At 52.2% G+C, this 19,068-nt stretch carries 20 protein-coding genes; 12 read left to right on the top strand and 8 right to left on the bottom strand.

Annotated features, from left to right (window positions below):
- Positions 1-52: 52 nt before the first annotated feature.
- The 4 genes from mutM to radC all read right to left on the bottom strand — a co-directional run bounded on the left by mutM (position 53) and on the right by radC (position 2,283).
- Complete coding sequence (mutM, locus tag G367_RS0115095; protein WP_020413984.1) at positions 53-868, bottom strand: bifunctional DNA-formamidopyrimidine glycosylase/DNA-(apurinic or apyrimidinic site) lyase; 816 nt, start codon at positions 866-868, stop codon at positions 53-55.
- 96 nt (positions 869-964) lie between these two features.
- Positions 965-1,120, bottom strand: a complete 156-nt coding sequence (gene rpmG, locus G367_RS0115090; protein WP_020413983.1) for a 50S ribosomal protein L33 — start codon at positions 1,118-1,120, stop codon at positions 965-967.
- Between the two features lie 36 nt (positions 1,121-1,156).
- Positions 1,157-1,393 carry a 50S ribosomal protein L28 gene (gene rpmB, locus G367_RS0115085; protein ID WP_020413982.1) on the bottom strand — a complete coding sequence of 79 codons (237 nt, stop codon included), beginning with the start codon at positions 1,391-1,393 and terminating at the stop codon, positions 1,157-1,159.
- A gap of 215 nt (positions 1,394-1,608) precedes the next feature.
- Positions 1,609-2,283 (bottom strand): RadC family protein, encoded by a 675-nt coding sequence (gene radC / locus G367_RS0115080; protein WP_020413981.1) that lies wholly within the window; start codon positions 2,281-2,283, stop codon positions 1,609-1,611.
- 151 nt (positions 2,284-2,434) lie between these two features.
- On the opposite strand from radC, the gene coaBC reads away from it, so the two are divergent.
- From coaBC to slmA, 4 genes are all read left to right on the top strand, one after another.
- A complete protein-coding gene (gene coaBC / locus G367_RS0115075; RefSeq protein WP_020413980.1) occupies positions 2,435-3,643 on the top strand; it encodes a bifunctional phosphopantothenoylcysteine decarboxylase/phosphopantothenate--cysteine ligase CoaBC in 1,209 nt (402 codons plus the stop codon).
- Positions 3,644-3,665: 22 nt separating this feature from the next.
- Positions 3,666-6,047: a phosphomannomutase/phosphoglucomutase gene (locus tag G367_RS0115070; RefSeq protein WP_020413979.1), complete on the top strand. Its 2,382-nt coding sequence runs from the start codon at positions 3,666-3,668 to the stop codon at positions 6,045-6,047.
- 168 nt (positions 6,048-6,215) lie between these two features.
- On the top strand, positions 6,216-7,118 hold the full coding sequence (argB, locus tag G367_RS0115065) for an acetylglutamate kinase (protein ID WP_020413978.1): 903 nt from the start codon (positions 6,216-6,218) through the stop codon (positions 7,116-7,118).
- 127 nt (positions 7,119-7,245) lie between these two features.
- Positions 7,246-7,854: a nucleoid occlusion factor SlmA gene (gene slmA / locus G367_RS0115060; protein ID WP_020413977.1), complete on the top strand. Its 609-nt coding sequence runs from the start codon at positions 7,246-7,248 to the stop codon at positions 7,852-7,854.
- A 100-nt stretch (positions 7,855-7,954) separates the two neighbouring features.
- On the opposite strand, the gene G367_RS0115055 is transcribed toward slmA, so the two are convergent.
- Positions 7,955-8,560, bottom strand: coding sequence for a hypothetical protein (locus G367_RS0115055; RefSeq protein ID WP_020413976.1), 606 nt, complete (start codon positions 8,558-8,560; stop codon positions 7,955-7,957).
- Positions 8,561-8,606: 46 nt separating this feature from the next.
- Positions 8,607-9,260 carry an orotate phosphoribosyltransferase gene (gene pyrE / locus G367_RS0115050; RefSeq protein ID WP_020413975.1) on the bottom strand — a complete coding sequence of 218 codons (654 nt, stop codon included), beginning with the start codon at positions 9,258-9,260 and terminating at the stop codon, positions 8,607-8,609.
- Between the two features lie 114 nt (positions 9,261-9,374).
- Here pyrE and G367_RS0115045 point away from each other — a divergent pair, with 114 nt between their 5' ends.
- Positions 9,375-10,142, top strand: a complete 768-nt coding sequence (locus tag G367_RS0115045) for an exodeoxyribonuclease III (RefSeq protein WP_020413974.1) — start codon at positions 9,375-9,377, stop codon at positions 10,140-10,142.
- Positions 10,143-10,227: 85 nt separating this feature from the next.
- Here G367_RS0115045 and rph read toward each other — a convergent pair whose 3' ends face one another.
- Positions 10,228-10,947: a ribonuclease PH gene (gene rph / locus G367_RS0115040; RefSeq protein ID WP_020413973.1), complete on the bottom strand. Its 720-nt coding sequence runs from the start codon at positions 10,945-10,947 to the stop codon at positions 10,228-10,230.
- Positions 10,948-11,057: 110 nt separating this feature from the next.
- On the opposite strand from rph, the gene G367_RS0115035 reads away from it, so the two are divergent.
- From G367_RS0115035 to G367_RS0115025, 3 genes are all read left to right on the top strand, one after another.
- Positions 11,058-11,945, top strand: a complete 888-nt coding sequence (locus G367_RS0115035; protein ID WP_020413972.1) for a YicC/YloC family endoribonuclease — start codon at positions 11,058-11,060, stop codon at positions 11,943-11,945.
- A 101-nt stretch (positions 11,946-12,046) separates the two neighbouring features.
- Positions 12,047-12,601, top strand: coding sequence for a rhomboid family intramembrane serine protease (locus G367_RS0115030; protein WP_026305159.1), 555 nt, complete (start codon positions 12,047-12,049; stop codon positions 12,599-12,601).
- Between the two features lie 710 nt (positions 12,602-13,311).
- Positions 13,312-15,036: a S8 family peptidase gene (locus G367_RS0115025; RefSeq protein ID WP_020413970.1), complete on the top strand. Its 1,725-nt coding sequence runs from the start codon at positions 13,312-13,314 to the stop codon at positions 15,034-15,036.
- Positions 15,037-15,119: 83 nt separating this feature from the next.
- Here G367_RS0115025 and G367_RS0115020 read toward each other — a convergent pair whose 3' ends face one another.
- Entirely contained in the window at positions 15,120-15,662 is a 543-nt protein-coding gene (locus tag G367_RS0115020) for a carboxymuconolactone decarboxylase family protein (RefSeq protein ID WP_020413969.1), read from the bottom strand.
- A 157-nt stretch (positions 15,663-15,819) separates the two neighbouring features.
- On the opposite strand from G367_RS0115020, the gene G367_RS0115015 reads away from it, so the two are divergent.
- The 4 genes from G367_RS0115015 (at position 15,820) to rpoZ (ending at position 19,019) form a co-directional block, all read left to right on the top strand.
- The gene (locus G367_RS0115015) at positions 15,820-16,416 is read left to right on the top strand and encodes a TetR/AcrR family transcriptional regulator (protein WP_020413968.1); all 597 of its coding nucleotides are present in this window, start codon (positions 15,820-15,822) and stop codon (positions 16,414-16,416) included.
- A 142-nt stretch (positions 16,417-16,558) separates the two neighbouring features.
- Positions 16,559-17,803 carry a sterol desaturase family protein gene (locus tag G367_RS0115010; protein ID WP_020413967.1) on the top strand — a complete coding sequence of 415 codons (1,245 nt, stop codon included), beginning with the start codon at positions 16,559-16,561 and terminating at the stop codon, positions 17,801-17,803.
- A 230-nt stretch (positions 17,804-18,033) separates the two neighbouring features.
- Positions 18,034-18,654 carry a guanylate kinase gene (gene gmk / locus G367_RS0115005; protein WP_020413966.1) on the top strand — a complete coding sequence of 207 codons (621 nt, stop codon included), beginning with the start codon at positions 18,034-18,036 and terminating at the stop codon, positions 18,652-18,654.
- A gap of 101 nt (positions 18,655-18,755) precedes the next feature.
- Positions 18,756-19,019, top strand: a complete 264-nt coding sequence (rpoZ, locus tag G367_RS0115000; protein WP_020413965.1) for a DNA-directed RNA polymerase subunit omega — start codon at positions 18,756-18,758, stop codon at positions 19,017-19,019.
- Positions 19,020-19,068: the final 49 nt, after the last annotated feature.

The raw sequence follows: 19,068 nt of genomic DNA, 5'->3' as shown, positions 1-19,068 counted from the left end.
CGATAGCTTGATATTAGTATTGCCGTAGACAGTTCCCCAGATTTACTGCAAATTAACGCTGGCAGCTGGAACAGAAGAAAGTGTTTCTCTGACCCAAAACCATGTCCCGCACCGCTCGTCCACACGAGGGACAAGGCTCACCTGCACGGCCATAAACATTGAGCTGCTGGGCGAAATAGCCCGGCTTTCCATCGCCCCCAATGAAATCCCGCAAGGTCGTTCCGCCCTGGGCGATTGCCTGACTCAGAACCTGCTTTATGGATTTGGCCATGCGCTGGTATCGGGCTTTGGAGATGGAACCGGCCTGTCGGTCGGGGCGAACCCCCGCTAGGTATAGGGATTCACTAGCGTAAATATTGCCCACCCCCACAACGATACGGCCATCCATAATGAAGGTTTTAACCGACTGCTTACGCTTTCGCGAAGCTTCAAACAAATAGTCACCACAAAATTCTTCTGAGAGAGGCTCGGGACCCAGGTGGCTGAGCAAATCATGAGTCAGTGGGTCCGCCGCCGTCCACAATAGGGCACCAAAACGGCGAGGGTCGCGGTAACGCAGTGTGAGACCGCTATCCAGGCGCCAGTCGATATGATCATGCTTTTCCGGTGCCAGTGCAGGCTCAACCATACGCAGACTGCCAGACATCCCTAGGTGCCAGATAGCGCAGCCTTTGTCAGTATGCACCAGTAGGTACTTAGCCCGGCGCTCCAGCTTCAGTATTCGGGCATTTCGGATACGACGTTCAAAGTCTGCGTCCACAGTCCAGCGCAATTGGTGCTGACGCACCTTTGCGGAGCGAATTTTGTGCCCCTCCAAGTGAGGTTTCAGACCTCTGAGGGTGGTTTCTACTTCCGGGAGCTCTGGCATCGTCTGGAATACCCTGTCTAAACTGGCTGCTCAATTTCCACAACGCACAAAAAAGCCCGGTTAAAACCGGGCTTTCTGTACAGTAGCGGTAGGCAATTACTTAATTTTGCCTTCCTTGTACATCACATGCTTACGTACAACGGGATCGTACTTTTTGATCTCCATCTTCTCGGGCATGTTGCGCTTGTTCTTGGTAGTGGTGTAGAAGTGGCCAGTACCGGCGCTGGAATTCAGACGAATCTTCTCACGCATTGCTCTATCTCCAATCTATTAGCTGGGTTACAGCTGTTACACTTTTTCGCCGCGGGCGCGCAGCTCAGTCAGGACAGCGTCGATACCTTTCTTATCGATAACGCGCATGCCTTTTGCGGAAACACGCAGTTTCACGAAACGCTTCTCGGACTCAACCCAGAAACGGTGACTGTGCAGATTTGGCACGAAGCGACGCTTGGTGCGGTTCTTAGCGTGGGATACATTGTTTCCGGTGACCGGACGCTTACCGGTTACCTGACATACCTTGGACATCTGTTGGCCTCTTCAAAACGCTTGTGCCCGCATAGCGCCAATCCTGAAGAGGAAAAGGTAGTGCGGGAACATAAAAATCGGGATTCTAATCCGGTTCCTGGATGGCGGCGGAACCTGTGCAGAATCTGGCCCGGCCGCAAAGAGCGGCGTTTTATACCAAAAGAGCCCGTAGGGAGCAAGTTTTGTACAGCAGTTCTGCGCCGATCACGGCATCTTTACAGAAGCCCCTGCTCGGCAAAGGATAAAGCCTTGTCCTCACCAACGATTAAGTGATCTAGAACTTTAATATCGACCAGCTCCAAGGCCTGTACCAAGCGCTCAGTGATCCATATGTCCGCTTGGCTGGGCTCACAGATGCCAGAGGGGTGATTGTGCGCCAGGATTAGCGCTGCCGCATTGCGATGCAGAGCCGTCTGTACCACCTCACGGGGATAGACACTGGCAGCATTGAGCGTTCCCTCAAACAGCTCCTCAAAAGCAATCACACGATGCTGGGTATCCAGGTACAGGCAGCAGAATACTTCCCGTCGGCGGTGGCGCAGCTGCATCGCTAAATAGTCTCGCACTGCAGCCGGACTGCACAGTGCGCTCCCCTGGCTCACAGTCTCCGCCAAATGGCGCCTTGCCATTTCCAGCGCCGCTTGCAGCTGGACAAACTTGGCATCCCCCAATCCGCGCGCGCGACAAAACTGGTCCCTATCCACTTCTAGCAGCGCTCGTAGACCGCCGAACTCAGTCAGTAGACTGCGTGCCAAGTCCACCGCCGAAACCCCTGGCAAACCCACACGCAGGAATATGGCCAACAACTCCGCGTCCGACAACGCTGCGGCACCTCGCGCCAACAACTTCTCCCGAGGCCTTTCAGCCTCCGGCCAATCCTTGATTTTCATATCCACTTCCCAGCCTTTCCTGGCAGCCTTTTTCTGTGAACCCTCTCACCAACTCACCCCAAACGCGATTTTCGTGTCTATTCTCCGCCTTATAAGTACGGACGCAGAAATGCTAATCTAACCCGCTCGCATATATTCGGAAACTGTATCTATGTCCCCCCTTACCAATAAACGCATTCTTTTGGGTATCAGTGGCGGTATCGCCGCATACAAAAGCGCCGACCTGGTACGCCGTCTGAAAGATCGCGGTGCCGAGGTAAGGGTGGTTATGACTGCCGGAGCCCAAAAATTTGTGCAGCCCCTGACTTTCCAGGCTCTGTCTAGCAACCCTGTTCACTCTGACCTGTTGGACCCTGCCGCTGAAGCAGCCATGGGGCATATTGAGCTGGCCAAGTGGGCCGAGCTAATCCTGATTGCACCCGCAAGCGCCCAGGTGATGGCGAAACTCACCTGCGGCATGGCCGATGATCTGCTCAACACCCTGTGCCTGGCCAGTGAGGCACCCCTGGCGCTAGCACCCGCGATGAATCAGGCCATGTGGCGCCACCCCGCTACAACAGCCAATGCAAAAACTCTGCGCGACCGCGGAGTTCACTTATGGGGTCCAGCGGCCGGCAGTCAAGCCTGTGGAGATGTAGGGCCGGGGCGCATGCTCGAGCCCGCAGAGTTAGTACTACAGGCGGAAACTATGTTCGGCAGTAGCGACTGCCTGCAAGGCAAAAACGTAGTCATCACCGCTGGTCCAACCCGCGAAGCACTGGACCCGGTACGCTATCTGAGCAACCACAGTTCCGGCAAAATGGGGTTCGCACTAGCCAAGGCCGCTCAACGGGCCGGCGCCCAGGTGACATTGATTGCCGGGCCGGTAAACTTGGCCACTCCGGCCCATGTTAAGCGCGTCGACGTTGTCGACGCACGAGAAATGCGCGCTGCTGCCGAGCGCGCAGCGGACCTCTGTGACATCTTTATCAGCGCTGCCGCTGTTGCAGATTTTCGTCCAGCCGCCGCCGCCGAGCAAAAAATCAAGAAGCAGGAAGACCATGATGAAAGCTCTATTGCCCTGATTAAAAACCCCGATATCGTTGCCGGTATCGCTGCACGCGTGGAACGACGCCCATTTACGGTTGGCTTTGCCGCAGAGACCCAACAGGTGGAGCAGTATGCACTGAGTAAGCTGCAGCGAAAAAATCTAGATATGATAATTGCCAATGATGTAAGCCGCGCAGATAGCGGTTTTAACAGCGACCACAACGCGGTCACAGTGATAGATCGAAATGGCAGCGATACTCTACCGCCAGCCTTGAAGAACGATCTGGCCAGGCAGCTTATAGAAATAATTGCCACCAAGGCACAACAGTAAAAAATCTCGGACAGGAATATCTGTGGTTTCCAAGAACAACAGTCAACGCAATTCAGCATTGCACAAAGGACTACTACTACCTTCCCTACTGGCCGCTGTAGCCTGGCTCTGTGGAGCCTATTTAATCATTGAACATCTGGTCAAACCCCATAACCGTTCCCAGGTGGCCAAAGCGGCTGAAAAACAGGGAGAAACATTAGCTCAGGTAATTCAACAGCAACTGATCGAGCGTTCTCGGCGCCTGCAAAAAATCAGTGCGTTACAGACGCCGGCTGCCACTCTTCTCAATACTGCCGAACTGCCAGAGCAATCGAGGGTACAGGTATTTAGCAGCGCGCAGATTCAGGTCGGAGCCGGCTCAGACCCGAGTCTCAATTTCGCCCTGGTAGATCTGCTCAAACGAACCCGATTGGACGCACAGCAACCCCTGGAAATACTGCGCACAGGCTCCGATAACAGCTGGCAATTACACAACGTCATCAACCTAAGTAGCGAGCAACTGCTGGTAAGCCAACCCTTTACCGTAATAGAAAGCACTCTGGATGACCTTGATAAGGGTCAGGGACAAATTCAGCTCACCCAGAAATTTCCCGATGGGGCTGCACAAACTCTATGGAGCAGCGGGCAGGGTGGGAGCTATACCTCCACTGTGGATATTCAGGGAAGCTATCTGCATGTGAAATTTAGCCCTTCCACTACATTCACCGAACAATACAGCCTGTCGACGCTTTGGATTTATCTCGGTGCCGGTGCCGGCCTGCTGGTTACACTGCTGCTATTGATACGCTTTCTTCCACAAGACACTCGCGCTCCCTGGGAACGCAGCCAAAGAAACACAAAAGACAGCGAGAGGACGAGTAAACTTGGAGAAATAGAGGGTGAGGCCCCACAGCAGGATGGTTCCCTGCCCCAGAGCCTGGCCGCGGCCCCCAGTATCGCTCCACAGGCCACCGAGCAAAGCCATGCAGAAAATACCCCTAAAGAAGTGAACAAGCCGCACTCCTCTCTGGGCACCGAGTTTCCCGCGCACGTATTTCGCGCATACGACATTCGCGGTATTGCCGGCGATGAGATCAACGAGCCTTTCGCATACCAGCTTGGGCGCGCTCTCGGTACCCTAGCCCTACACGCAGGGGAGCATATTCTGCTTGTGGGACGCGATGGCCGAAATAGCAGTGAACTGCTCAGTAATTGTCTGATGGAAGGTATTCTCGATACCGGCTGTAACAGTGTTGACCTGGGCTTGGTCCCATCACCTTTACTCTATTACGCTTGCGCAAAAGGCAAGAACACCACCAGTGGAGTTATAGTAACCGCCAGCCACAACCCCGCCGAATACAATGGATTCAAGATTATACTCAAGGGCCGCCCTCTGGCCGAGGAGAAGCTCCAGGGGCTTTACCAGCTAATGAAAAAGGGCCCTTTCAAGGATGGAGAAGGCAGTAACCGCGAGCAGGATATCAAAGACAAGTATATCGATGAGATCTTCAACAATGTAGCGCTCGCCGGGCAGCCTCACCTAGTAGTGGACGCGGGCAACGGCGCTACTTCCCTACTGGCCCCGCGCCTGTTCGAGCAACTGGGCTGTGCAGTAACACCAATATTCTGCGAAGTGGATGGGAACTTCCCCAACCACCCGCCAGATCCTTCGCGCCCGGAAAACCTCCAGGCTCTGATAGATAAAGTCGCTGAGGCCGGAGCGGACTTGGGCGTGGCTCTCGATGGCGACGGCGATCGGGTTACCCTGGTATCCAGCAGTGGACGTATCGCCTGGGCCGACCAACTGGTTATGTTGTTAGCCAGGGATATTCTCGGCAGGCACCCCGGTGAAAGCATTGTCTTTGATGTGAAAAGCAGTCGCAGCCTGGCGCAATTGGTCAGCCAATATGGAGGCCGACCGGTAATGTGGAAAACAGGCCATGCCCCGATGAAAACCAAAATGCTGGAAACCAAAGCCATTCTTGGTGGCGAATTATCCGGGCATATTTTCATCAAGGATCGTTGGTTTGGCTTTGATGATGGTATTTACGCGGCTGCGCGCATCCTGGAAATTATGGCACTACGTGAACAGAGCCTCGACGAGTTGCTGGACACCCTACCCAAAATGCAAAGTACCCCAGAAATCCTGTTACCTGTGGCGGAGCAGGAAAAATTTGCCCTGATTGAAAAGTTACGCGAGCAAGGGGGCTTTACCGGTGCGGACGTCAATACTATCGATGGCTTGCGAATAGAGTTCAACGATGGCTGGGGACTGGTGCGGGCCTCCAATACTACTAGCGTTTTAACCCTTCGTTTTGAAGCTGAAAATGAAGAGGCTCTAGAACGTATTCGCAAACAGGTTATGGATCAGCTCAAAAAAATCGATCCCACTATTACCGTGCCTAACTGGCAGCTTCTCGACTGACGAGTATAAATTGACCTGAATATACTGCGGCACGGATAAGTGCCGCTGCCGACCGGCGGTCGGTATGTTTATATCCACAACATATCCGCGTACCTGCGCGGCACTCTCGGCATAGATTGGGCGGCAGGAGAATTCCGCTCAAACGTGCCTTACTCCAAAGGAATTTCCATGTCCCTCGATAAAAAGTCCGCACTGCGTGTTGCCCAGGTCCTGAATGAGGCATTGCCTTATATCCAGCAATTTACCAGCAAGACCGTTGTAGTGAAGTTTGGCGGAAATGCCATGGTGGACAGGGAGCTTCAGAACAGCTTTGCCCGGGATATTATCCTGATGAAGCTGGTTGGTATGAACCCCGTGGTGGTACACGGCGGCGGTCCGCAAATTGGTCAGCTCCTGAACAAACTGAGTATCGAATCCCGTTTTGTCGATGGTATGCGCATCACTGACAGCGAAACCATGGATGTGGTGGAAATGGTGTTAGGCGGCACCGTCAATAAACAAATTGTCAACTTGATCAACCATAACGGCGGCCGTGCTGTGGGTGTCACCGGTAAGGATGGCTTATTAATCAAGGCACGTAAACTCACCAGAAAAAATGAGAGCGCCGGCCTGCATGCCTCGGAGATTATCGACATCGGCCAGGTGGGCGAGGTAGAAAAGGTCAATACCGATGTTATTGATATGTTGATTCACAGCGATTTTATTCCGGTAATCGCTCCAATTGGGGTCGACAAGGATGGTATTTCATACAATATCAATGCGGACTTGGTCGCCGGTAAAATTGCCGAATATCTAAAAGCAGAAAAACTGATGCTACTCACCAACGTATCGGGCCTTAAAGATAAAAAGGGAGAGGTACTGACCGGTTTGAGTACACCGCAGGTAGAAGGCTTAATTGCAGACGGTACAATTCACGGCGGCATGCTGCCCAAAATTGCCTGCGCATTGCATGCTGTTAAAGCCGGTGTGACCTCGGCACATATTATCGATGGCAGGGTACCTCATGCGGTATTGCTGGAAATCTTCACAGATACCGGCGTTGGCACCCTAATTACCAACAATGACGCATAAAGCGGACACACAATCGTCCTTGGCAATTGAAGACAGCCGAGCGAATCGGTAGGATTCCGCCGCCGCAATATTAAGGCAACAAGAGCAAAAACCACCGTCCGCTCCCCAAGCGGACTAAAGGCAGTCAATGAGCAGCGAAAAAATCAATCGGCGTCAACAGATCCTGGAAGCTCTGGCACATATGCTGGAAGCCAGTCCCGGCGCACGTATTACAACTGCAGCCCTGGCCAAGGAAGTCGGCTTCTCAGAAGCGGCGCTTTATCGCCATTTCCCAAGTAAATCAAAAATGTTTGAAGGTCTTATCGAATTTATCGAGGAGACAGTTTTCACACGCATTGCAATGATTTTGCAGGAGGAGCCCTCAGCCCTGAACCGTTGCCAGAAAATTCTGCACCTTCTTCTGGCTTTCTGTGAGCGCAATCCGGGTATAACCCGCCTCCTCACTGGCGATGCACTGACAGGCGAAACTGAGCGATTACACGGGCGTATCCTGCAGCTATTCGATCGCCTGGAGACCCAGATCCGGCAAATTCTGCGCGAGGCAGAGCTTCGCGAACACCTCCGCCCAACTCTGCCCCTGGGCGGGGCCGCCAATCTGTTACTGGCCAGTGCCGAAGGCCGTATCGTGCAATACGTACGCAGCGGCTTCAAGCGCAAGCCTACAGAATACTGGGCTGAGCAATGGCCGGTCTTAACCTCGGGGTTTTTCCGTGAGACAGTGGCTGCAGCTCGCTAAATAGCTGCAGCCAAGCCACGGAATAATTTAGAAAAATGACGCCGGTTGGAGCCTGAGGATAAAACTCACTGAGCAATTATCCTCGCGAATTCGGCTTCATTTAGTGTTTAGCCATAAGCTCAGCATAGCGCGCAGCAGCTTTATCAAACTCATCATTGATAGAGACGGCCTCATCAGCGCGCCGGCTGAGCCGCTCACGCAACACTGAAACCTCTTTTTGCAGGTCGGCAATACGCTGCAGCAGTTCCGGGGCCACCTCGCGACCACCGCGCTGGGTACGTGCCGCGCTCGCTTCTTCCTGAGCAATCTGTAGACCGAGGCTATTGATATTCGAGCGCATAATCGCCATGTCCTGCTCGACAATTGCCAACTTGCGTTTACGCGCACTCTCAATATCGGCAACACTGTTGTAACGCTTGAGCAGTTTGCGATCAGCTTCTTTCTGAACCTCCTGCTGACGTTGAACCTCATACTCCTCTGGGCTCAATTGCGGCGGCACCACCTCCAATACTCGACCGGAGTGACTGAGGATCTCATAGCCCCCAGCCACATATTCAGGAGGCACGCTCTCATTGAGCACCAAAATGCCCTGATTATCAGTGTAGCGATAAAGTACCTGCCCCCTGGCTCCGCCTGCGGCATTTGCCAGGATGGAGAGCAGTAAAAGGCCTGGAACCAGTAAACGTGCAATAGGGGCGATTGGCATCGCTCTTCTCACTAAACAGTGCGGCCCGCTGCAGGAAAAGGCCTATTTATTGACCTGAAACCCCATAACGTTGCCGGTAGTCCACAATTTTTTGCAGGGTCTCGCCGTCCTGCGATTCCTGCTCGAGAAAGCTGATCACATTATCCAACTGGACAATGCTGATCACTGGAATATTGTACTGTCTCTCTACTTTCTGAATAGCGGAGAATTCACAATCCTCACCGGCTTTTTCCTGACGGTTCAAACCAATCACTACACCCGCCGGTTCAGCACCATGAGACTCGATAATCTGCATGACTTCACGCACCGCGGTGCCCGCAGTAATCACATCATCGATAATCAAAACCTTGCCATTAAGCGGCGCACCCACTAAGGTTCCGCCTTCGCCGTGATCCTTGGCCTCTTTGCGGTTGTAGCAAAAAGGTTTATCAATGCCTTTCTGGGCCAATGCCACGGCAGTCACCGCACCCAGCGGAATGCCCTTGTAAGCCGGTCCGAAAATGACATCAAACTCCACTCCCGATGCGATAATCGCTTCGGCGTAGGCCTGTCCGAGTGCTGCCAGTGCGGCACCGGTGTGGAATCGGCCGGCATTGAAGAAGTAGGGGCTCTGACGGCCTGATTTCAAGGTGAAGTCGCCAAAACACAACACCTGATGATCCAGGGCCAATTGGATAAAATCGCGCTGATATTGCTGCATGGAAAATTGTTAACTATTGGCTAAGGTGAAGGGAGACCTCCCCGAAGCAATCCCGGGGATAGGCATGCAAATAATGTTTCTAATGATACACAGTCCGCTGGTAAGGGGCTAATAATGCGAATAGTGAGCTTGTCTGTAGACGGCATTCATCAGGCCGCACAACGCGGTCTCTACGATTGGTTGGCTGAGCAGGACGCAGACATTATCTGCCTTCAGGACCTGCGCTCCCTGGAGCCAGAGCTTGACCACCCCATATTCCACCCCGACGGCTATTACAGCTATTTTTTCGACTCGGGCACACCCCATGAAAATGGTGTGGCGATCTATACGCGCAACCAGCCCAAGGCGATTATTTTTGGAATGGGCTTTGCCAATGGCGAAGATATGTACGGACGTTATTTGCAAGCAGACTTCGAACGCCTGAGTGTTGGCTCCCTGCTTGCTCCAGTGGCAACGGATGAAGCATCACTGGAGAAAAAGGTCCAGTTCTTCGACGATATGCAGGCGCATTTGCATAAGATCAGCCGCAAACGCCGCGATTTTATTTTCTGTGGCAACTGGGGCATGGCCCACCGCCGGGCCGATGTGCAGAACTGGCAAGATCACCAGGATAGCCCCGGGTTTATGCGCCACGAGCAGCGCTGGCTGGACCAACTGTTCAATGAGATTGGCTATGTCGATGCCTTCCGCCGCGTAGTCAAGGACACCGATGAATTTTCCTGGTGGCCGAGCGGCGCCGTGGGCGAGGGCGATGGCTGGCGCACCGACATGCAAATCGTGTCGCATGGCTTGAAAAACCGTATCGAATATGGGGCTATCAACAAGAACGTTAAATTTTCCAGTCACCTTCCAGTGATGATGGATTACGACATTGAAGTGTGAATGCTATGAAGCCTGGATTCGTCCAGGCTTCATAGATCAGCTTACTTGTTGGCGACATACAGGACTCGCCATCAGTTACCGGTTGCTACTGATTTAGCGCCTCCTGTTGGAGTGCAATCAGTTCACCAATACCTGCCTTGCCAAGCCCCAGCAGCTGTGCGAACTGCTTCTCAGTGAAAGGCTTGCCCTCTGCTGTACCCTGAACTTCAATCATGCCACCATCTGCTGCCATCACCAGATTCATATCGGTATCAGCCGCACTATCCTCCGGGTAATCCAGGTCGAGTACTGCCTCGCCATCATAGATACCAACAGAAACCGCAGCGACCAAGTTGAGCAATGGATCCTCGGTAAGGATTTTTTCTCGCTGCATATAGCGCAGGGCGTCCACCAAGGCCACACAGGCGCCAGTAATAGCGGCCGTTCGCGTACCGCCATCGGCCTGAATAACATCGCAATCCAAGGTGATCTGGTTTTCACCTAGCTTTTCCAAATCTACCGCTGCGCGTAAAGAGCGGCCTATCAAGCGCTGGATCTCAACAGTGCGGCCACTCTGCTTGCCCTTGGCCGCTTCGCGCGGCATACGCGAGTCGGTGGAACGCGGCAGCATCCCATACTCAGCGGTAATCCAACCACTACCTTGACCACGCAAAAACCGCGGCACTTCACTCGACACCGATGCGTTACACAAAACTTGTGTATCGCCGAACTCTACCAAAACAGAGCCCTCAGCGTGACGGGTGTAGTTACGGGTTATTTGAATCTGGCGCAATTGCGCCGCTGCGCGGCCGCTGGGACGCTGCATAGCTCACCTCAGAAAATTATATGAAAGCCCAGCATTATATACCCCAGCATGCCTGTCCGAACGCTGTGCTATGATGCCGGGCCGATAAATACGCCTGCAGGGGATCAGCAATGGCCAATAACCGGGAACAAAACAAAGTGCGGAGCATGACTGCTTTCGGCCGCGCCGAAGGCACTTACGCTACAGGGACCACTATCTGGGAACTGCGCTCGGTTAATCATCGCTACCTAGAGCCCCATTTTCGTCTGCCAGAGGTTGGACGTCCTTTAGAGGCCCAGTTACGTGACACTCTACGCAAAACCCTGTCCCGCGGAAAGCTTGAACTCACCCTGACCATCAAACCTAACGGTGTGGAGAGTAGCGGCCTCGAAATAAACCAGCCCCTAGCACAGGCATTAATTCAGGCCGCCAAACAAGTGGCTGCAGGTGAAGAGATACAGCCATTAAATCCTCTGCAGCTATTACAGTGGCCCGGAGTGATCAGCGAGCCGGAAGCCGATACCGAGCAGCAGTCAGCAACTATCCTGAAGGCATTTCACGAGGCGTTGCAGCAGTTACGCGCAAATCGCGAACGCGAGGGCGCAGAGCTGGCAAAGTTTATTGAAGCCCGTCTCAAAGGAATTGAAGAGCAGGTGGCTAATGTTCGCGAACTGCTCCCACAAATACTGGAAGCCCAACGGGAAAAGCTACGCAGCCGCCTGGAAGAGCTTTCTGTGGACCTGGATAAGGAGCGTCTTGAGCAAGAGATAGTGCTACTGGCTCAAAAAGCCGATGTTGATGAAGAGCTGGACCGTCTGAGTGCCCATACTGCAGAAACCCGCCGCGTGCTCGCCGGCGGTGGCGCAATTGGCCGACGCCTTGATTTCCTGATGCAGGAGTTTAACCGGGAAGCCAACACTCTTTCATCAAAGTCCATTGTGACTGACACCACTCAAGCAGCTGTAGAACTGAAAGTATTAATCGAGCAGATGCGTGAGCAAGTACAGAATATTGAGTAGGAAAACCATAGGGCTTTTACAACTAAAGTGAAGGCTCTATATTCTCCCACCTTCGACAGAACTATTCTTTTTAGTCTTCCCCACGTTAAAAATTAAAATTTATGCGTAAAAGTTTTAAATGGGCTGGAGCAATTTTTTTTGTATTAGCCACTATTGAAATTATCAATATAATTACGGGGCGATCACTAAATCATTTCGGCCTAGTCCCAAGGTCTCTCAGCCATCTACCTCATATTTTTTCCGCTCCACTGCTACATGGAAGTGTGTGGCACTTTTTATCAAACATAGTAACTCTGTGCGTATTTAGCTTTTTGGTATTACAATATGGAGTTAAAACCTACCTGAAAATAACAATCGCTATTTTAGTTACTACCGGGCTTACCGTTTGGCTATTTGCAAGAGACGGAAACCACCTGGGGGCAAGTTCGATAATCTATGGTTATTTCGGTTTTTTGCTAATGGCTGGATTTATCAGCAGGCAGTTTAGTCGATTAATTGTGTCCATCTTTATAGGGATTTTTTATGGGGGAATGATTATTGGCCTGCTGCCTAAAGGAAATTATATTTCCTGGGAGTCACACCTATTTGGCTTCATCTTTGGCATATTGGCGGCGAGGCTTTGGGCGCACACTCCCAGCTATAATATAGCCCGGTAAGCGACATCAACTACGTGAGACTGTTAGTCTTCAGAGTGGTTATACACATCAAACCCGAGATAGAAATAAAAGCCTTTCAAAATAAAATATAAATAATTAAAGCGCACCTTTCACAAACATTCAAAGCATCCTTCTGAGCCCAAACAGACTTAACCTTCCCTGAATTAATAAAATCTGAGAGCAATGTCTCATTCTTAAAGATATCAAATAGGATCACCGTCTTAGTTGAATCCCAGGGCTAATTTGCCTCTGATGAAAGGTCTAAGAATTCAAGCTAGCTAAAGAAAAAAACCACTTCGAAAAACATAACGATACTTCCTGTCTAGCAGAAAATTGTATTAATTTTTTTCATAACAATTCTTATATTCTCTTCGCTCTCATTTTCAATGAGAACTGCAGCACACTTCCTCAATAGACAATTTCTCAATACCTGACTTTTTTTTCAAAACTTATAAATTTGTCGCAAAAAGCCACAAGTTTTATTGGGTTTTCACTGAGGATAATGATTTCGATATCGTTATATACCTGTGCCCGATTGAAACTCTGGTACCAATTTTAGTGAAACTGACTAATTGATCACGTGATTGGCAGTTTTTTGGCTAACCCGTTTGGCAAATTTATTTTGCCAATACGAGGTGACACAGGAGTGGCCGGCCTGCCAGAACACTGACTGGCATCCGGACAAATAGAATCTCGGAGAAATAACAATAATGAAATCATCATTGAAAACTCTTTTTCAAAAGACAGCTTTAGCGAGCTCACTTTCAATACTGTGCGCGGCACCCTTCGCTGCCCATGCAGAAGAGGCGGACAACACTCTGCTGACCGATCGCATCATCGTAAAATATAAAAATAACGCCAAGGTCGGTCGGGCTGCCACTATGGCCCAAGAGACTGTGGAAAAGGCTTCTCGTCGCGCCGGCCACAAGATGCGTCACCTACGCCGTATGGCTACCGGTGCACAAGTAATGCGCCTTGAGGGGCGGAAAAATAAAGCTGAGCTGGAAGCCATTATCAGCCGCCTGAAGCAGGATCCGGATGTGGAGTATGCCGAGCCTGACCGTATTATGCGCGCTATGGCCACACCTAATGACCCGAGCTATCTCAATCAATGGCACTATTTTGAGACCACCGGCGGCCTGAACCTGCCTTCAGCTTGGGATGTAACCCAGGGTGAAGGAGCTGTTGTCGCCGTACTTGATACCGGTTATCGCCCACACCCCGATCTGGTCGGCAACATTCTGCCGGGCTATGACATGATTTCTGATACCTTTGTCTCTGTGGATGGAGACGGCCGCGATAGCGATGCCACTGATCCAGGTGACTGGTACACCAATAAGGCCTGTGGCGATGATCCACGTATCCCCTCAGAAAGTGACAGCAGCTGGCACGGCACTCACGTAGCCGGCACTATTGCCGGGGTCACCAATAACAATATGGGCATCGCCGGGGTCGCCTATAAGGCCAAGGTCGTTCCGATTCGTGTACTCGGTCGCTGTGGTGGTTATACCTCTGATATTGCCGACGGCATTATTTGGGGAGCAGGCGGTTCCGTCAGTGGCCTGCCGACTAATGCTAATCCAGCCCAAGTACTCAACCTGAGTCTTGGTGGCGGCGGTAGTTGTGATACTACAACCCAAAATGCTATCAATACCGCCCGCAGCCTGGGCGCCACCGTTGTAGTTGCCGCTGGTAATGACAATACCAATGCCAGCCAGTTCAGCCCGGCAAGCTGTAATGGAGTTATTACGGTTGCAGCAACTAACCGTAACGGCGGGCGCTCTTACTACTCCAACTACGGCAATGTAGTGGATGTTGCCGCACCGGGTGGAGCACAGAGCTTCCTCAACGACCCGAATGGTATTCTGTCCACACACAACAGCGGTGCAACAAACCCAAGCAGTGATAGCTATTTCTACAGCCAAGGCACCAGCATGGCCGCGCCTCACGTTGCCGGTGCTGCCGCGCTGCTCTACTCAGTCAACCCGAACCTGAGCCCGGACGAGGTGGAATCAATCCTAACCAGCACTGCCCGTAGCTTCCCGTCCTCATGCAGCAGCTGTGGTACCGGTATTGTCGATGCGGCGGCAGCTGTAGCCATGGCCAGCGGCGATGATGGCGGTGGCAACGGAAATGGCGATGGGGTGAGCTGGACAGAGACCAACCTCTCCGGCGGCTGGCGCAGTCGGCAGGACTTCACTATCGAAGTGGCGGCTGGTACCTCTTCCCTGAACGTACAAATGTACGGTGGCGAGGGTGATGCAGACCTGTACGTGGGACACAGCAATGCCTCACAATGGGCATGCACCTCTAGAGAGTCGAGCAATAACGAAAGCTGCACCATCAATAACCCGCAGTCTGGTACCTGGGATATCACCGTATACGGCTACAGGTCCTATACTGGTGCAACCCTGGAGGCGGAAGCCGTGCCCTAAGCGGCAAGTTAAATTTACCATTATTGGAAAAGGCCGGCATTTACCGGCCTTTTCTTTTCTGCTCTCAAACTATTCAGTTTTAGCTAGCGAGCAAATGCAGCAAATTGTGTATCCACCGGTGTATCAGCAAAATGATTGATGTAATTGCTCATCACTTTCTGCGCAACTCCGGCAATTATCTCGAGCAGGCTCTGTCGATTGTAACCAGCCGCATAAAAGCGCTCCAATACCTCATCTGAAATCACACCGCGCTCACGGACAATCGCCAGGGTGGTATCCCTGAGTACTTCTAGCTTTTCAGTTGGCAGGGATGTCTTATTTCTAAGAGCCTCATTTACTTCGTCTGCCACCTTCATCGCCTTGGCAATGGCACTGTGTGCCGGCACACAGTAGTGGCAGTTGTGCTCCACATTGATGGTTTGCCACACCACTGTCATTTCCTCAGCTGTAAATGAAGTATTCAGAAAATACTGGTGTAAATCCTGGTAAGCAGCAAGGGCCTGGGGAGACTCCGCCATAACCCCATGCAAGTTAGGAATATACCCAAATGCCTTGAGAGATTTCTGTAGGAGGGGTTTGCTGTCTTCTGGTGCGCTTTCAAGGTCGTAAATTTGAAACTCTTTCATCGCTGAACCTACCTTCATTGTTTGGGTTAAATACTTGAGCGATCGATCAAGTGAGGCTCAGACTACCCAATATTGAGCGACTGTTCAATATTAAATGGTAATTGGCGTACACCCCTTGAAAGGGTAAAATTTGAGCAATTGCTCAATTGGAGGCTGCATGGCGAACACCGCGAAATTCAATCGTCGGGAAGTACTACAGAAGGCGACTAGGCTTTTCTGGCAAAATGGATTTCACGCCACATCGACCCGTGACCTGCAGCAGGCCACCAATCTTCGACCTGGCAGTATTTATGCAGCTTTTGGCAGTAAATCTGGTCTTTTCAAAGAAGTTCTCGCCTATTACGCGCAAAACCGCGATGAATTACTCCATCGCTGTATGACAGAAGAGACAAGCACTCTGGGCGGCTTGCGCGCCTATTTCCGCTACATACTGCTTGGTGATGACGTTGATGCCCCAAACGAGCTCTGCTTATTGGCCAAAGCCATCTCTGAGCTGGATGAAGGGGAGGAGACGCTATTGGACGAGGCCCGCTCCTTGCTGGCTGCACATGGTGAAAAGTTTCGCCTCTATGTGGAGGAGGCGGTAAGCGCTGGAGAGCTGCCCCAGGATACAAATTCAGAGCTACTCGCCCGCCAGCTACAGGTTCAAATGATCGGGCTGCGCACTTTCCTCCGTGCCACCTCGGACCGCGCGGCAGTAGAGCAGATGATAGGGAAGCTATTTGACCCAGCCCCGGCGCAGACGTCCAACTAGGGAGATTCTGTGCTTAGAAGCTAACCTTCTCAAACTAACGCTGACGGATTTCGGAATCCAGCTCCTGCGGACATTTGCCCTGCACAGCCCCTATGGCAAAGTCAGGTAAGACGGTATCGAGCAATAACTATAAGAGGTCGCCGTGAGTCTGATTACCTACGCTATCCCCTTTTTCCTGTTCGCCATTCTGGCAGAGCTTGCCCTAGACCGCTGGAGAGGTTGGGGGGTCTACCGCCTTAACGACACCCTGGGCAATCTCAGCACCGGCATCCTTAGCAGAATCCTGGGACTGACTTATAAAAGCCTTTTCCTGATTATCTATATCCCTCTGTTCCAACTACTACAACCTTACTACCAAGCAATGGGTTTCGACTGGTCCATCAGTAACGGCTGGCACCTGCTGATCGCCGTAATCGCCTACGATTTCTGTTATTACTGGAAGCATCGCATCTGCCATGAAATCAATGTGTTTTGGGCCGAACATCTGGTGCATCATCAAAGTGAGGACTACAACCTGAGTACCGCCCTACGCCAGTCCAGTGGCGGGCTGCAATTGGATTGGGTTTTCTATCTACCACTATTGCTTATCGGCTTGCCGGCGGAAATGGTGATCGTTGCCGGTGCACTGGATCTGATTTATCAGTTCTGGGTACACACGCAAAAGATTCCCAAAGTCCGCTGGATGGAATGGCTGTTTATAACCCCCTCCAATCATCGTGTGCACCATGCGCAAAACAAGGTCTATGTGGATAAAAACTACGGCGGCATCCTGATTCTGTGGGACCGGCTGTTTGGCACTTATCAAGAGGAGCTTGAGCATGAGCCCTGTATTTACGGTGTGCGCAAAGCGCTTAACACCTTCGACCCTCTTGCTGCCAACCTTCAGCACCTGAAACGCATGGCTAAGGACGCCTGGTATACAAAGAGCTGGTGGGACAAGCTCACCCTCTGGTTCCGCCGCACCGGTTACAGGCCCGCCGACGCCGAGGCGGCTATGCCTGTACCCTCTACCAACCTGGCACATTTTCAGCGCTACGACCCACCTATTCGCCATGCCCGCCGTGTGTATGCACTGGCCCAGCACCTATGTTACTCCGCCGCAACCCTGGCCTTACTCTGGTATTACGAATCGCTGAACTTTGCCTATCTAATCTCGGTAGTTGCCCTGCTGGTTTTCAGCCTGGTTATCAACGGCCGCATTCTCGATGGCCACCACTGGGTGAAATATCTGGAACCCCTGCGCTTGGCGCTCCTGGTTGCACTATTACCGTTGCTAAATACCCAATTTGTCCCACTTTTTATGGCCTATATTTCTGTCAGCGCGCTGATGTGGTGGTGGTTGGCAATCACTGACAAAGAGGATAAAGTCGCTGTCGTTAGCGATTAGCAACAAGGGGCAACCTCAGTCGCATGATGTTGGTGGTGATTGAGCAAACTCCTGCTGGGCGATCCCGGCCGGTCTCAGGGGTGCAGTCTGTAGCGCACTTCTGGAACTCCCAACACATACCCCCAACTCCGGCCGGGGTTTAGCCTCCCATGCATACCCCGCCGTTTGAGACAGCGCGAATCTAACCGCTTCGGTTATAATGCACGCTTTGCCTTCGAATAGGATCAGTTGTGCCTACAGGAACTCTCTATACCGTATCTGCACCCTCGGGTGCGGGGAAGACCAGTCTGGTAAAGGCGCTGGTGGACAACGACACCCAAGTCACCGTCTCCATTTCCCATACCACCCGTGCCATGCGCCCCGGTGAGGTCAACGGTGTCGACTACCACTTTATCGAGCGCAAAGAGTTTCTGGCAATGCTCGAAGAAAATGCCTTCCTCGAGCACGCCCAGGTATATGGAGACAACTACTACGGCACAGCCAAAGGCAGTATTGAAGAAGTTCTCAACAGTGGCCGCGATGTGATCCTGGAGATCGACTGGCAGGGGGCCGCCCAGGTACGGCGTCTGCTTCCAGATACGGTGGGCATATTTATTCTGCCTCCCTCTCAGGAGGCATTGCGCCAGCGCCTCACCGGGCGCGGCCAGGATGACCAGGCTGTTATAGAACGGCGCATGGACCAGGCCATCGATGAGATGACACATTATGTCGAAGCAGATTACCTGGTGATTAACGATAATTTCGACCAGGCCCTGATGGAGCTAAGTTGCATTATCACAGCCCAGCGCCAGCGCCTCGGGCAACAACAGCTGCGCCATGGCGAGCTATTAAAGGCATTGCTGCGCCATTGAGCCGATTGATCGAATTGCGTACACTCCGCGGTCCGGTAAAATAACCGGTCCTCCCGAACAGAATTTGCCCTTATGGGCACAGTGAATGGAACCGAAAGTTTATGGCACGTATCACAGTTGAAGATTGCCTCGAGCACGTCGACAACCGCTTCGAACTCGTTATCGTGGGCAGCAAGCGCGCCCGCCAGATTGCTACTGGCGGCCAGGATCCCATGGTTCCAGAAGAGAATGATAAACCCACAGTAATCGCCCTGCGGGAGATCGAGGAAGGCCTGGTAGATGCCAGCATCCTCGACCAGCCGGATCGCGAAGAAGCCCCGGCCCCCATGGTGGCCCCGGCCTACCTATCAGACCAGGAAATCTGATCCTGGCCTGTTCGAACTGGAAGTCTATGAGTTATACGAGAGGCGCGCG

Source organism: Microbulbifer variabilis ATCC 700307 (genome assembly GCF_000380565.1).
In the GTDB taxonomy this organism is placed as follows: Bacteria; Pseudomonadota; Gammaproteobacteria; order Pseudomonadales; family Cellvibrionaceae; genus Microbulbifer; species Microbulbifer variabilis.
Note: the sequence above shows the minus strand (reverse complement) of the source record. Positions and strands in the feature narration are given on the sequence as shown.

Coding starts and splice junctions, on each gene's coding strand:
- mutM (WP_020413984.1), bottom strand. CDS start 868: ATGCCAGAGCTCCCGGAAGTAGAAACCACCCTCAGAGGTCTGAAACCT.
- rpmG (WP_020413983.1), bottom strand. CDS start 1,120: ATGCGTGAGAAGATTCGTCTGAATTCCAGCGCCGGTACTGGCCACTTC.
- rpmB (WP_020413982.1), bottom strand. CDS start 1,393: ATGTCCAAGGTATGTCAGGTAACCGGTAAGCGTCCGGTCACCGGAAAC.
- radC (WP_020413981.1), bottom strand. CDS start 2,283: ATGAAAATCAAGGATTGGCCGGAGGCTGAAAGGCCTCGGGAGAAGTTG.
- coaBC (WP_020413980.1), top strand. CDS start 2,435: ATGTCCCCCCTTACCAATAAACGCATTCTTTTGGGTATCAGTGGCGGT.
- argB (WP_020413978.1), top strand. CDS start 6,216: ATGTCCCTCGATAAAAAGTCCGCACTGCGTGTTGCCCAGGTCCTGAAT.
- slmA (WP_020413977.1), top strand. CDS start 7,246: ATGAGCAGCGAAAAAATCAATCGGCGTCAACAGATCCTGGAAGCTCTG.
- G367_RS0115055 (WP_020413976.1), bottom strand. CDS start 8,560: ATGCCAATCGCCCCTATTGCACGTTTACTGGTTCCAGGCCTTTTACTG.
- pyrE (WP_020413975.1), bottom strand. CDS start 9,260: ATGCAGCAATATCAGCGCGATTTTATCCAATTGGCCCTGGATCATCAG.
- G367_RS0115045 (WP_020413974.1), top strand. CDS start 9,375: ATGCGAATAGTGAGCTTGTCTGTAGACGGCATTCATCAGGCCGCACAA.
- rph (WP_020413973.1), bottom strand. CDS start 10,947: ATGCAGCGTCCCAGCGGCCGCGCAGCGGCGCAATTGCGCCAGATTCAA.
- G367_RS0115035 (WP_020413972.1), top strand. CDS start 11,058: ATGGCCAATAACCGGGAACAAAACAAAGTGCGGAGCATGACTGCTTTC.
- G367_RS0115030 (WP_026305159.1), top strand. CDS start 12,047: ATGCGTAAAAGTTTTAAATGGGCTGGAGCAATTTTTTTTGTATTAGCC.
- G367_RS0115025 (WP_020413970.1), top strand. CDS start 13,312: ATGAAATCATCATTGAAAACTCTTTTTCAAAAGACAGCTTTAGCGAGC.
- G367_RS0115020 (WP_020413969.1), bottom strand. CDS start 15,662: ATGAAAGAGTTTCAAATTTACGACCTTGAAAGCGCACCAGAAGACAGC.
- G367_RS0115015 (WP_020413968.1), top strand. CDS start 15,820: ATGGCGAACACCGCGAAATTCAATCGTCGGGAAGTACTACAGAAGGCG.
- rpoZ (WP_020413965.1), top strand. CDS start 18,756: ATGGCACGTATCACAGTTGAAGATTGCCTCGAGCACGTCGACAACCGC.